This window comes from Paenibacillus sp. FSL R7-0128 (genome assembly GCF_038002245.1).
GTDB lineage: Bacteria > Bacillota > Bacilli > Paenibacillales > Paenibacillaceae > Paenibacillus_AQ > Paenibacillus_AQ silagei.
The window spans coordinates 222,597-236,532 of the sequence record NZ_JBBOCD010000001.1 but is presented as its reverse complement, the minus strand read 5'-3'; the positions used below and the strand labels follow the sequence as shown (position 1 = coordinate 236,532).

Genomic DNA, 13,936 nt, shown 5'->3' with positions numbered 1-13,936 from the left:
GATCATTCAAAGAGCACTATTGACCTAAGTCCCGCTCTTGTTATGATTAATAGATACTCTTAGAAATGGAGGAAGAACAATGAATGATGCGCTAATGGAACGTTTACAGCTTTTTTTAACCAAAGAAGGGAATCAGAGTCTGCTCGGTACACCGGCAACAGAGGAACAAATCGCTGAGGCAGAGAAGCAACTGGGTCTGTCGCTGGATCAGGATTATGTTCAATTCATCCGAAGCTTTGGCGGCGCTTATGCCGGACTACCCGTACACGCCTTCAGCAACGGTTCCTCCATCGGACGGGAGAGTGTGACCGAGTTAACGTTGTCCTTCCGCGAGGATTACAAGGATACCGCTATGAGCGGGCTGCTTGCACGAAGTGCAGTCTTTTCCATGGACGGCTCGGGCAACCCGATCCTGCTTGACCCCGAGGGCCGCGTGCTGCTCATCGACCATGATAACGGGGATTACGAGGTGATCGCAGAATCGTTTGCTGCGCTGATTGAAGAGAATTTTATGGAGTGGTAGCTTCATTCCTTGCACCTAATTATTATGGATGACAATCATATCGATCCTCTGAAATGGAGTCCGCTCATCTACAATTTCCGCCATTATTTTGGTCTGGGTCATCAGCTTGGCAAAACCTACCGGGCAGAAACCTAACCCTTACGGTTGGTGTCCCATGCTCCCATAGAGCAGAACTCGACCTTAAGGCTGGATGTGCCTGTAATATCTTCGAGAACCGGTACAATCAAATTGGAATAACGGTGATATAACCATTCTGAAGCAAAACGGCTCGGACTGTAGACGCAGTAAGTCTCCCCCAGCTGTTTCCCCTTCGTGCCCTTGAACCAGGTGTTGAAGCTGGGTGGTGAGATGCGGCCTTGGATACGATCCAAGGCCGCAGTCCAGACCTCATCCGGCAGCTCGATGGGAGGGCTTACAATTTCCTCAGAAGCTGAATCGCGGCTAACGCTCTCCCCTAACAGAAGCTCTTCCACCGACTTCCCGAAGACCTGTCCAAGCTTCAGCAACACCCCGATATCAGGCAGGCAGTCACCCTGCTCCCACTTGGAAACCGCCTGATGGCTTACGCCCACTAAGCTGGACAGCTCTGCTTGGGTCAGGGATAGCCCCTTCCTTAAGTTCAATATATTCTGCCCGGCTTTGTTATTATCTATCAACGTGACCACACCTCCACTCTACTATCACTCAACACAGCCAATAGTAGCATAGAGGAGCTGATATCGAAATCGAGCGTAAGTAGAGTATTCTAAATTTATTCTGCAACTCTAGGTTGCAAAAGGCTATGTAGTGGTCTTGATTGCTCATTCCATTAGAAAACGGCTGGTCAGGTTCCCCTGATCCAGCCATTTACGGTTATTTCAATATTACATTATCGATCAATACTGCCGTGTCAAAAACGCTGTCACCTTGATCCCACACATGGAACCGGAGGACAATGGAGCCCTTGCCGGCAAATTGGCTCACATCAAATTGGACGTGCTTCCAATTCGTCATGTAGGCCGTATCATCCCCGCCGTAGAAATTAACGTCTACTTTGTTCTCATCAATCCAATAGGCTGTGGACTCATTAATCGATTCCTTACCCACAATCACAGATTCCTGTCCGTAGACACTGGACGTCACCGTAGGTCCGCCATTCAAGTGTGAGGTGACGAGGGAAGCCGGATTGATGTATACACTGGAAGTTACTGTTGCTCTAAATGTATCGTTGTATTTGGTTCCAACAAACTCCTTTGGCTCCTCAGAAATGAAATTGTAATCGAACGACAAGGTTGTGGCTCCCGCCGGGACAATGAAGCTCTGCTCGATATAACTATCGGAATTGTAGTCATATCCTCCCTTATCATTGTTTTCAAACCCAAGGCCAGTACTGATAATCACCATGTAGTTACCCTCTGTAGGCTTAAGCGGCCCCAGCTTTGAGATGACCCGGACATCTCCGTTTCCATTCCAGCCGGTCCATTTTCCGTTCTCAAAGGTTCCGTTGATAATCCCTTCGGTCTTCGTACCGATGCTGCTTCCCTTCATAACGAATGCTGCCAACCCGTCATCGGTTCCATGAGCAGCCACTGCTGCCTCAAAAGCTTGTCCGGTTGTCATATTCTCATTATTCAAGGCATTGAATACGGATGGAGCAATGACCTGATCATAAGCAAGCTTTACATAATCGGTGTAACCATAATAAGTGCTGGCGCCATTGTTGATGAACGCATCCGACATGGAATCGTTGTATGCGCTGCGGCAGCTGCCGTTATATACAATAGTGCCGGGAAGCATATCATTGTACCGTGTAATGAAAGAAGGCGTAATCGCATAATAACCTGATATGATAGCCAATCTTCCCTTTTTCAGATCCAGTTCATAGGTCTTGTTGTTCTCTGCGTTTGCCTTCTCTCCAGTCAGGAACATGACTTGCGGCCCCGCATATTTGAAATCAACACCGTATTTATCATGGAATGTCTGGAGCACAATCTCATCATAGTACGTATCCCCATGAGAATCTAAGACCACAACACCATACTGATCAAGTCCTTTGAAGAAGTTAACGCCCGCTGCGCTGTCCTTTACTCTCTCCGCAAGGAAGGGATAATTCGACTGCTCGAAGCTTTGATATACAGCGTCATACACCGTCGAAGATGGAAGGGTGACGGAGAATGGAGAGACCACAGCAACCCGCTGGCTTCCTATGGTGGCTACGGTTTGTTCCACATCTTGCGTGAGCGCCGTCAAAGCATTATTGGACGCAGCCTCTTCTACAGTGTTGTTTAATCCTTTTGTATTCTCAGGGGCCGAGGATATTCCGCCTAGAATCCCGTTGTCCAGCAAATACCAGATGCTTCCTCCTTCACCTGATATTCCTGCATGCTCTACTTCGTCCTGGGTTTGAAGCCAAGCCACTGTCTCTTCCTTTGCCTGTTGCAAATCACCTGTAGAAGCAGCCAGTTGATCAAGCATACTCTGTGTATTATTTTCAATCATTTCTGTTTGTGCAAGCTGTTCATCTGTAAGATGCTTCAGTACAGACAGTTTAAAGACTGCACTGCTAGGTACCTCTCCAACAAAGGCCTGCAGATTTATGTAGCCCTCTGTATTTTCAGTTAATGCTGCTTTGCCGCTATAGAGTCCGTCTGCCGCAAGGCTGTCTCCATGAATTTCTTGACCATCATCGTACAGCAGGGTGATCTGTGACATCATTTTTCCGCTGTCATCTACCTGATAGACACTTGCAGTTACTGTCTCTGCCGCATTAAGCGTTGTACGGAAAATAACTTCAGTGGACTCTTCTGCATAAATAGCATCTGTACTCTCCCCCTTCACTACAATCTGGAGAGCATTGGCCGGTACTGGAGTTGGCTCCACTGGTGCCGGTGTTGGGGGTGCTGGAGTCGGCTCCGCTGGTGCCGGTGTTGCGGGTGCTGGAGTCGGCTCCGCTGGTGCCGGTGTTGCGGGTGCAGGCGTTGCCGATGCTGGCGTTCCTGGACCCGGGGCTGCCGGAGCGCTCACAGACGTATCACGGATAGCTTGTGTCGCTGTAGGAGCCGGAGTAACCACCGGAGTCTTAACAATGTTCGTCTCTTCAGCAAGGAGCTGCTTGGACTTCTCAACATATAGTGCCTTATTCGTCTTGAACTCATATGCGAGACGGGCCAGAGCCTGGCGCTCTGCGCGCTCTTTAGGTTTGAATTTCAGCGTGCCGTCAATGCCCTCTACTCCGTTGATGAACCCATTGTTGAAGGCGAGGGATACTTGAGCTTTTGCCCATTCAGACACCTCAGACATATCCGACAGCTTACTGCCAAGCGGCAGCTTCTTCGCCGTTTCATCTAATTCAAAGGCCCGGATGAAAAATACAACCAGCTCTTCCCGGGTTACACTCGAATTAGGACTGAACGTGCTCGCCGATGTCCCCTCTGTGATGCCTGCCTTCACCAACGCACCTACATAACCACGATACCAGCTGGTAGCGGCAACGTCTTTGAATGCTGCGGCCTGATCACCACTTACTTCCAGTCCTAAGGACAGGACTATAATTTTCGCCAGTTCGGCGCGCGACATAGCCTTATTCGGTTTGAAGGTGTTATCTTCATACCCCGAGATGATTCCTGCTTCAGTTAAAGATTGAATCTCCTTTTGAGCATAAGAGCCTGCGATATCTTTCAATTGCGCGGACTCCCCGAACACCAGATGTGGCGTAAGGCTGCTGATTAACAGGGCAAATACAATCAACAGACTGAGTTTACGGCGTGCTGCTTGGAATAACAAAATTTCTTCCCCCTCTTTCTTTGTAAAAAAATTCATAAACCATCGCCCTACAGAGTTCCAAGGATGGAATATCGCTCCATAATTCGACAACTTCTTGATTCTACAATAGGACTATGTACATTTACTATGTATATTGATACTAGGAAATTGTATAAATTGGAATATTAGAGGAAGAAAATTTAAAAAAAGACCATCAAGCATAAGCTTGATAGCCTAAAGGCTGCCTGCAGTTTCCTGCATCTAATTCAAAGAGACCCTTATCGTATTTTTTGGAGTTTCATCTCTTCCATATCCAGAATGTTATGATAAAAGCTGGACTGGGTCTCTTTGTGTGAAATGCCAATGACCATCGTATTCGGCAATTCCCTGCTTATCAGTCTGTACAAATCTGATTCTTGTGCTCCATAAATATCGGTGGTTGCTTCATCAATTAATAACAATTCCGGCTTGAGTAACAGACATCTTCCCAAATTAAGAAGCTGCTTTTCACCCTGGCTGAAGCTCCCCTGATCTTCATCAATTTCTTGTTGAAGTGAGCTTACTCTCCCTCTAAGGTTTAACTTTTCAAGCACTGACCATATCTCCTGATCCGTACATTGCTGCTCGGGGTCCAAATTATCTCTTAGCGTTCCATGGTACAGCACCGGACGCTGCGGCAGGGTGACTATTTTTTTCATCAGCAGATGATCTGGAATGGACTTAACATTAGTATCTCCGAGCAGAATCTCGCCTTCATACTCCATAAATCGGGTCAGGCAGTAAAATAACGTAGATTTACCGCTTCCCGTTCTTCCTTTGACCAGCAGGTTTTCAGTGGGTTCCAGTTTTAGTGTCAATCCGGAGATGACTGGTATTGAATCACTATATTTGGCGCTCAAATTCTTGATTGTCAGGCCGCCTGCTGTATCCATAACTGAAGGTGTAGCCTCCATTGCGCTTACCGGGGATTTTCCGCGCTCAAGCCCCAAAATTCTTTCAAGTGAATTAGTCCCAATTTCCATATGACGAAGATCTCTGAGCAGCACTTCAAAATTGGAAAATGCCGTTAACGTATAGGTTAAAGTCACATAGATGATAACGGAGTCTCCCGAGAAGCCCCTCAAGCTCATAAGGATCAAGAAAACAGAAAATGTAAAATACCCTGCCACCTCTATCCAGAACAGATAAAGTCTATTCACTGACTGTCTTGTATACTCTGCATTTAATGCGTCTGTAATCTTCCCTTCCCAGATATTCGTAAAATAAGTTTGCAGGCTTTGCTTCCTTACATAATTAGAATCTGCGGCCACAGATTTAAGAATAGCGAGGCAGGGCTCGTGGGCTTCATTGGCTAGCCTGGATGTAATTTTGCCTGTGATCCGAACTTCCTTCTGAATTTTATTAAAAAATATTAAAAATACACCCAGAACCAGCACCATATAGAAATCCGAGTAAGCAATTAGAATTGCTGCGGCAATAATTTTGAAAAACGATTCCAGCAGATTGCTGGTGTACCCGCTCATATCCATATCAATAATCTTCATATCATTGGAAAAACGCGCGGATAATGCCCCGTTCTGTTGTTTACTGAACTGCAAAAAACTGAGTTTCGATACCCGCTGTAATAATTGCTGATGAAGGGCTTCACCGGCTTTTACATTCCCCAAGTAGATTATACTTATACGCACAACATTGGTAATAACCAGCAATAGAGCTATGCCAAAATAAATAGAGGCGAATAACATAGGGTTTGCAGTATTTCCACCAAACCTCGGCACAATATAGATAGAGGCAGCATCGATAACCTGCGCTAATATAAATAAAGCTATGAAAAGAATCAGCAGCGGCCTGCTTCCTAATGCTAAAAAATACTGCTTCAGTACTCTAAGACTAGCTTGCTTAATCTTCTCCTGCTCTTCAGGGCCCGGCTCTTCCCGCTTTAAGCTCTGTTCTTCTGACAATTCCTTTGTGATACTTTCGTTATTCATTTGAATTACTTTTTCATCAGGAAGAAAGTCACGAAGTGTATTGTAATCGAATGCATTCTTTTGGAAAGCATTGTTGATACGGCCTTGTTTCATTACAATCACTTGGTCTGCCCGTTCGAATAATTCCTGATCAATAGTGGCTGCCACCATAATTCTAGTTGTATCATTCCAATAATCCAGAATCAAATTTTTAAGTACTCTCTTTCGCACCTTTGCATCCAAAGAATTCAGAATCTGATCCAGCAATACAGTCTTAGCATTCTGATATGCAGCCCGGGCCAGCAAAATTCTTTTTTTCTGCCCGCCTGACAGATTGACCATATCTGTGTTGATAACAGTAGAATCACCGTTTGTCCACTGTTCCAAATCCTTGCTTAACTCGCATAAATGAATGATCTGACGATAACGCGCCTCCTCATAAGGCCTGTCAAGGATGATATTATCTCTGATGCTTACCGGGAATAAAGGTGAATGATCCATGACCTCCTCACAGCGCAGCTCCGCAGATTCTTCTCCTTGAACGCGTTCCAGATATCCGGCAAGGGCTCGCAGCAGATTCGTTTTCCCGGACCCCGTTTCACCTACAATGATAACTAACTGTCCTGGATTGACCGTTAGATCTATATCTGTAAGCAGAATCTGGCCAGGGTCATTAGGTCTGCTATACGTTGCTTTCTTCAGTGAGATCGTCCCTGCCTTCTCTACAGTCCCTCTGCTTCCCTCCCATTCTTCTTCATCCAGGCTAACATATTCCTTTACGAGTGAGGCAGCCTTTAGCCCTTGTCTAACTGTGTTGATACTGACGAGGAAATCGTTAATACACCGATCCAGCAGGCCAAATACAATAAAGGATGCCATGGTTTTCTCAACACTTAGCGGATAGCCCACTAGAGAGGAGAAGCCAATACATATCATGGCCGTCAACGGAACCAGAGAATAGTTGATTAGAGTTAGCAGAATTTGAATCTTACTTTTTTTATGTAAAAATTCCGATTGACGCGATCTTGCTTTATTAATCTTGCGGATGAAGTAATTGGTGAAGTTCATTTGTTTAGCTTCTCTATATTTATTAAGGTAATCGTTGATTTCAAATAATCGCTTACTGTTTGCACGGCTGAGCTCAGTATCCACCCGATTCAGTTTATGAAGCAGCCTCGAAAACATAGGTGCTGCGAATAGCAAAATACACCCCATAAGACCCCCGGCGCCTAAATACATTACCAGGAGTGCAACGCCAAATAGAATCCCGAGCGCGCTGCTTATGCCGTCTATAAACCAAACTATTCCTCTGAACCAGCTAATTTGATTTCCGTACAAATCTATCAGTTGCCCTGCACGCTGCGCGGATTCTTTTTTCCGCAGAATATTCTTAAACAGGATATTGCGGTAATTGAATTCAGTGGAGATAATTAGCTTCCAGCGGAAATGCAGAAATTGAGAATTGGAGATCACCTTCACCATTTGAATGGCGACAAACAGAAAGATCGCTCCCAGTGTTGCCCCGTGAGGCTGTGAGCTATCGTTAATAATGGCGCGAAGGATATCAGGAAACAAATACGGGATAGAGAACTGTAGGGCCAGGGTCAGAAACGAAAGTAGTGCATAGGCCAGGAAAGAGGATTTTAATTGGCATACGATATGAATAACCAGCGGCATCACTTTTTTGGATCTGCGTACGGATGCTGATTCTTCTTGAAACCGACCGATTCCATATGTGGAAGGAATAGTGAGAATGGATTCTTGGATGGTACTTAGCGGCTGATCCTTACGAATAGCTTGCTTAGTAAACGAACGTGTCCACGTAAAAAATATCCTTTGAATAGGATTTGATATCTCTTCAAGAGAGCGGCTCTGATTCGGGTTAGTCAAACTGTTCATCCCTTCACTTATTGCGAAATTAAATAGTTAAACTATACAAAGCCCCATCCTATAACAAGACGGAGCCTGGTTAACATATTTTATCCTGATATATAATCTGCTTTTTTCTCGGTCTCCGGCAGTTGCGCTTTAATTTCCACGAAATAACGTTCCAGCAATCCTTTAACTATATGTTTAATTGTTTTGCAGTATGCTTCATCATAGTTATAGATATCATCAAATTCATTCTCTACAGCGCCTGTACAGTTCCCCGAACAAAATCCCTCCAATTCGCAATCGACACAACCCGTGGAGTTGGAATACGCTCTCATCGCATAATAACGGTATGCTTCACCGGCAAAAATCTCCTGAAATAAATCTGTATTTCCTAATTTTTTTGAAGTTGTTTTACAGGCATAGGCACTGCCATCCGGCTCAATGCTTATTAGACGCCCGATGGTAGGACAGGTCTTCCAGGCTCTTCTTTCCACCCATTCGTCCGGATGAACAATTCCCCAGAATGATTGATACCAATACCCTGATAACAACACGCCTTTAGTCTGAGCATAATCATAAGCATCAAGAATTCGGTCACCAATCTCTTTGGAACCAAACTTCCTATAAAAATCAAAATCAAAAGACATGATAATCTCAATACTTTTTATTCCCATTGCTGCAGCATAGTCTATGAGCTCATAATTAAAATGATCCCAAGTCTCTTCTGACATCACTGACTGCAGTTCAATATTGATATTGCGATCTCTAAGCTTGCCAATATTCTTGTCCAGTGTAGCCCATTTAATCAGATTATTTCCTTCTCCACGGAACTCACCTGTAAGGTAATCAATATAATCAATGCTTACAGCCACTCGCACCTTATACTTAGCCAACAGCTCCAATATGCTGGATGGCAAATATGAACCATTTGTCGTGACTCCGTATTCCAAATCCATGCCAAAGCTTGTACCATCGCCAAAGTGTAATAATACTTCTTCAATCAGCTTACTGTTCAAAAAAGGTTCTCCACCAAAAAACTCAATTGACAGTTTGTTCTTTCCGTTCATTTGAATGACCTGAATCGATTTCTCAATAGCTTCCTTGGCAACCTCAAAAGACATTGCCTGCTGCGGAAATCTCAGCTTATCATCTTGCGGGTTAGCTTCACTATAGTCAAAGGTGCTACAAAAACAGTAGCTACAGCTCATATTACATTTGTTAGTTGTAGAAAGATGAAGCCTGTCAAAATAAATACCAGTATGTAACTCCTGCTGCCGTTGATCCAATTCTTTCTCCAACAAGGCCCGTTCATCTTCCTCAACCTTATAGATAAAATTCAAAGCAATTAAATCATTGAACATTTCATCGCCAAAATACTCCAATACTTCATGCTCCGAAATTATAGTATGACCATCAAAAAAGTCATTACATTCTTTAGAAACTATTCTTCCATTTCCGTACAGTGCATTGTAGATAAAGTAATAGTCATCCGTAATAGAATACTTGATTAAGTTAGGGGCTAGCTTATACAAAACCTTCATATTTATCCTCCGTTATAAGTTATAAGGGATATCTGAGTGCCCTAAGAGGTCCACAGATATCCCTGGTTAGATTAGCAAGGACGATTAGTCGTCAATGGGTTTAAATTTGTTTTAACAGACGAAGGATGGATCATTACTGGCTTTTTCATAGTTTCACCTCCATTCACGGTCTATTTCAAGAGAAATATAATTATGTGATAAAGATTCATTTATGATATATAATCCCAGATGTTATAAAATATATTATTTCATCTTCTGGTAAAAAAACTGTTAAAAATATCATGTTCATCGTTTCGGCGGTGACTATTAAACACGGTCAGCTAGACAATCATATCCCCTATCCCGGTTCTTGTTATATCAGACTTGGCACTGTATACTGGCCTGAATTTGGAATAATGATCCGCCCAGATCAACACGTGATCACTTGTAATCAACTGATCCAGTGCACCCGGGATTTCAAGATGCTGGAGTTCTCCAGGTAACGTAGCCAGTATCGCATCTTCTATATTTACATAAGAATACGATTGCAGGCCTCTTGCGTAGAACGGCGCTGGCTGAAGTTCAATAAATTCGGTTATTTTCAATCCATTATGTTGATACGCCAATTTCATTAACAAGCCTTCCAGTTGTTGCACTGCTATTGCAATAGAGGGTTCCATCAGGATCGCTTCAAGTTGCTTAACATGCTCATTGACCACAGGGCTGATCTGCGCCAGCTCCCTGGACAGCCATTTGTAGGTCCCCGGCCGATACCTTTTGTTGTAGAGAAAGACCAATTGCACCGCCTGCTCCACCATCCGGTTTAACAGCAGCCGGGCTGACAACGTTTCTCCCCGAAGTTCAGCGAGCTTTACCACATAGAGATGACAGAATGAACTCCAGGCATATTTCAATTTATAGCGCCAGATATCATCTGGCAGATAAGCAAGGGTCTTACGCACTTCTGTTATTTCCCCTATAGGGTCTGTGAAGATTCTCCCTCTTGTCCATTCGAGCAATTTCTGCTCAGGAAGCATTAGCCACTCGTGTAAGGAAGGCTGCACACTATGCAGACCCAGTTGGATTCGCATATGCCGGGAGACACATGTAATAGCAATATGATGCAGATTGCCACTACCATTAGAGGGTATAAGCACCTTGTGAGACTCATCTACAGAAAAGCGGGCGGGATACCCTTTGAATAAAGCCGGAACCTCTTCATCCAACGCTTGATCGAGGGTTACAGCATATTGATCTTAGTCCGAGTCCTGCAGCCAAATGTAGCATCTGGCTCCCCATTCATGATCTCTTGATAAGTCGTCATCATGCCCTAGAACATCCGAGCCATATCCAATCAATCCGGCAGCATGCTTCTCCATTAGTTGCGGGAAACGTCTGGCGATCAGCGGCCTCACAATCTCCCAATAGAACTCCTCGCTCAAGTCTAAACCCTTCATTTGCAGACTCCATTTCATGTAACAGTGCGCACTCACATTTTGTTTTACCGGTAACCTTATGTTAACATCTCGCCCAAAAATTACTAGACTATTCATTTGAATTCTGTTATCATTTAGATTGAAGTCTTGATAATAATACTATTCCATTAAAAACGGCTGGTCAGGTTCCCCTGATCCAGCCGTTTTCTGGTTATTTCGATACCATATTATCGGGCCCAGCTCCGCTCACTCAGATACCGGCCAACCGCCCCATCGCTCCAGACATGCGCTTCGACGTACCGCTCCGGACCGTACTTTCCGTCATTGTTCCAATTCTGCGGTAACCCGTACTTGTCAATGATGCTCACAATCTCGGGATAGGTATACAGAGTGTGCCTGTACTCTTTGCCATCGTTAATCAGCGGGCTGAAGGTGGGCATGGAGTCCCCATAGGTAAAAGAAATCGTGTTCACATCAAATTCCTCAATCGGAATCTTGAGCGATGCGCCATTCTCGAACCATGTGCTTAGCCACGGACTGTGTTCAACTACCATATAATGCGGGGAGGACCGCTGGACCACACCGCCCTTACGTATAAATTCCGCCCGGATGATGCTCTCGCAGTTCCGCCGATATTCCACATACTTATCATGTCTTTGGGCGCTCTGGGCCTTGGGCTTGGTCTGCTTAATCGTCTCCAGCACGGCCCTCGCCTGATCGCCCGGCAAATCAGATAGGCTAACAAACGGACCCACAGATGCATCATAATAATGATATAAGAACATCGTTCCGCTCCCTCCCAGCGTAGCTTATGTCAACCCAATTCTAAATCCTTACCGGCTAGCTACCTCGATGATCCAGTCGGTCAGTTCGTTGATTTGACTCTTCACAGCGATCGGGTCACGGTACCAGGATTGGTTCTCCGTCCATATAAACACCCGATTGTGGGCAACGGGGCCCAGCGACCCCCATATCGGATCAGCCTGCAACGATTCTAAACTGGACTCTGTAGTCAGAATTAAATAATCCCCCATGTACTCTGAAAGCTTCTCCAGTGAAAATTCGTAATAGGATTCCTCCAGCATATATCCGGGAACGGCAGCCGGCGGCTTCAGCCCCATGATTTCATACATCAGCCGGCCGCCCCGACCCGACTTCGGACCAAACAGGCTCACGTTTCCGTCATACTCCTGCATAATCGAAAGCGTCTTCCCTTCAGGAACCGCTTGTTTAACCTTCGCCCGAATGTCTGCAATTTCCTTCTCGAATTGTTCGTTCCATTGCTCCGCGGCCTCGCGCCGGTCCAGCAAATTGCCGAAATACAGCATCTCATCCTGAATGGATGCGAACTGATTGTAAGGCACAGATACCGTTGGCGCAATCTTCTGATATTTCTCAACTACCTCAGGCTGTGGATTATGCGTTATGATCAAATCCGGATTCAGCTCCAGCAGCTTCTCAAGCGAGTCGCCGACATCCGTCACAACATCCAGCATTCCCTCCAGGTACGGGCTCGACATCAGGAACGATTCGGCTGCAACCGGCTGAACATCCAGCGCAAGTACAGTACCGAGATAAGAGATTGCCGCTATGCGCTGAGGGTGCTCAGGAACCTCGACATCGCCAAAAGCGGTACTAACCATCTTGGTCCCCGAAGAGGCCTTAGCCCCGGTTACGGTTGGAGAAGCGCTGACGGCAACCTGGCTGTGCGTTGCGCTCCCGTTGTTCACCGGCCCAGCGCAAGCCGTTAACATAACGGTTAAGCATAACAGCATCACTGCATACAAGCTTCTGGTTGCTCTGGTCATTCTATTCGCCTCATTCCATTGAAATTGATAATCAATATCACTCACATGAAAAGGATAGCGTAATGACCGGCTTGGAACAACGGACGATTGTGACCTATTCCTTGCATAATCTGAAACGGACTGTCCGTATCGTTTACGATATTGGCCTGGCGTTATGCCGGTATATTTCTTGAACATGCGGTTGAAATACATAAGATCTGGATAACCGACATGGGTTGCAATCTCCTGTTGTGTTGCCATCGTACCGGCCAGCAGATTCTTCGCTTCCTCCATCCGGAAACGGATAACATAATCCAGCGGACTGAGTCCTGTCTGTTCTTTACATTTTCTCGAAATGTACTGCTGGCTGTAATTCAGTTGCCGCGCTAGCTCCTCTAGCGAGATGTGCTTACGGTAATTTCTGGACAAATACCGGATGACCTGCTCTGACAAGGATAGCTCACCGGGTCTGAACAAGCGCTCGCTTAGAACTGCGTGGACGAAGCGGATGAAATCTCCCTTGACCGACAGCCGGGTCAATCCGTCATCCAATTGAAGCCAACTGCCGCATATTGTCTGAAGCAGCTCTAACATAGCCAGCGGTTCAACGGGCGGGAAGCCCCAGTTGTCCAGAAACGGGTCGGATTCATGCATCATCCTATGAAATTCATACGAGGCCGAAGCGGGCAGCGAAGCTTTGTACAGTACGATATATACGCTTAGTGCTTCCTGGCTCCGGATCGTCACCTGAGCACCTTTACCGGCGTGCAGCACGTAAAAACGGTCGCATAGCCATACCTCATCGTCAACCCACAACTCACCCTGTCCTTGGAAAACAAATAAAAATGCGCTCGCCGGTAAGCGGTACTGCTTCAAATCCCCGCCGGTTCCGGCCTGCTTCAGCCGCACATCAAGCACGCGCACCGTCACCTGATTCCACAATTGTATAATTCTCAGAGCATCCATAGCTGATTCGCAAGCTCCCCCTAAATGATCTAACAGATAATCATTCTCAATTGAATCCTGTTTTTAATCACCATAACGAATAGGATTCGTACTGTCAACACGGGTTGACCGGAGTCTTCTC

General features: G+C 45.5%; 9 protein-coding genes and 1 pseudogene. 2 read left to right on the top strand and 8 right to left on the bottom strand.

Annotation, left to right across the window (positions count from 1 at the left end):
• Nucleotides 1-79: 79 nt before the first annotated feature.
• Together NST26_RS01015 and NST26_RS33945 are read left to right on the top strand one after the other, a co-directional pair.
• Nucleotides 80-523 carry an SMI1/KNR4 family protein gene (locus NST26_RS01015; protein WP_036723598.1) on the top strand — a complete coding sequence of 148 codons (444 nt, stop codon included), beginning with the start codon at nt 80-82 and terminating at the stop codon, nt 521-523.
• Nucleotides 524-526: 3 nt separating this feature from the next.
• Nucleotides 527-658: pseudogene (locus NST26_RS33945) on the top strand (flavin reductase family protein); the annotation flags it as partial.
• Here the strand turns inward: NST26_RS33945 and NST26_RS01010 are convergent.
• From NST26_RS01010 to NST26_RS00975, 8 genes are all read right to left on the bottom strand, one after another.
• On the bottom strand, nt 655-1,179 hold the full coding sequence (locus tag NST26_RS01010) for a helix-turn-helix transcriptional regulator (RefSeq protein WP_340956622.1): 525 nt from the start codon (nt 1,177-1,179) through the stop codon (nt 655-657). The pseudogene NST26_RS33945 and the gene NST26_RS01010 overlap by 4 nt on opposite strands.
• Nucleotides 1,180-1,375: 196 nt before the next feature.
• Nucleotides 1,376-4,285 carry an S-layer homology domain-containing protein gene (locus tag NST26_RS01005; RefSeq protein ID WP_340956625.1) on the bottom strand — a complete coding sequence of 970 codons (2,910 nt, stop codon included), beginning with the start codon at nt 4,283-4,285 and terminating at the stop codon, nt 1,376-1,378.
• Nucleotides 4,286-4,542: 257 nt separating this feature from the next.
• A complete protein-coding gene (locus NST26_RS01000) occupies nt 4,543-8,121 on the bottom strand; it encodes an ATP-binding cassette domain-containing protein (RefSeq protein WP_340956628.1) in 3,579 nt (1,192 codons plus the stop codon).
• Between the two features lie 89 nt (nt 8,122-8,210).
• Complete coding sequence (locus tag NST26_RS00995) at nt 8,211-9,647, bottom strand: radical SAM/SPASM domain-containing protein (protein WP_340956630.1); 1,437 nt, start codon at nt 9,645-9,647, stop codon at nt 8,211-8,213.
• 320 nt (nt 9,648-9,967) lie between these two features.
• Nucleotides 9,968-10,663: a DUF4037 domain-containing protein gene (locus NST26_RS00990; protein WP_340978267.1), complete on the bottom strand. Its 696-nt coding sequence runs from the start codon at nt 10,661-10,663 to the stop codon at nt 9,968-9,970.
• 219 nt (nt 10,664-10,882) lie between these two features.
• Nucleotides 10,883-11,083, bottom strand: a complete 201-nt coding sequence (locus NST26_RS00985) for a hypothetical protein (RefSeq protein ID WP_340956634.1) — start codon at nt 11,081-11,083, stop codon at nt 10,883-10,885.
• Nucleotides 11,084-11,289: 206 nt separating this feature from the next.
• On the bottom strand, nt 11,290-11,847 hold the full coding sequence (locus NST26_RS00980; RefSeq protein ID WP_036723603.1) for a hypothetical protein: 558 nt from the start codon (nt 11,845-11,847) through the stop codon (nt 11,290-11,292).
• Nucleotides 11,848-11,895: 48 nt separating this feature from the next.
• Nucleotides 11,896-13,815 carry an AraC family transcriptional regulator gene (locus NST26_RS00975; RefSeq protein WP_340956635.1) on the bottom strand — a complete coding sequence of 640 codons (1,920 nt, stop codon included), beginning with the start codon at nt 13,813-13,815 and terminating at the stop codon, nt 11,896-11,898.
• Nucleotides 13,816-13,936: the final 121 nt, after the last annotated feature.

Bases quoted from the DNA above. Each gene is read 5' to 3' on its own strand.
- NST26_RS01015 (WP_036723598.1), top strand. From the start codon at position 80: ATGAATGATGCGCTAATGGAACGTTTACAGCTTTTTTTAACCAAAGAA.
- NST26_RS00995 (WP_340956630.1), bottom strand. From the start codon at position 9,647: ATGAAGGTTTTGTATAAGCTAGCCCCTAACTTAATCAAGTATTCTATT.
- NST26_RS00990 (WP_340978267.1), bottom strand. From the start codon at position 10,663: ATGCTTCCTGAGCAGAAATTGCTCGAATGGACAAGAGGGAGAATCTTC.
- NST26_RS00985 (WP_340956634.1), bottom strand. From the start codon at position 11,083: ATGAAGGGTTTAGACTTGAGCGAGGAGTTCTATTGGGAGATTGTGAGG.
- NST26_RS00980 (WP_036723603.1), bottom strand. From the start codon at position 11,847: ATGTTCTTATATCATTATTATGATGCATCTGTGGGTCCGTTTGTTAGC.
- NST26_RS00975 (WP_340956635.1), bottom strand. From the start codon at position 13,815: ATGGATGCTCTGAGAATTATACAATTGTGGAATCAGGTGACGGTGCGC.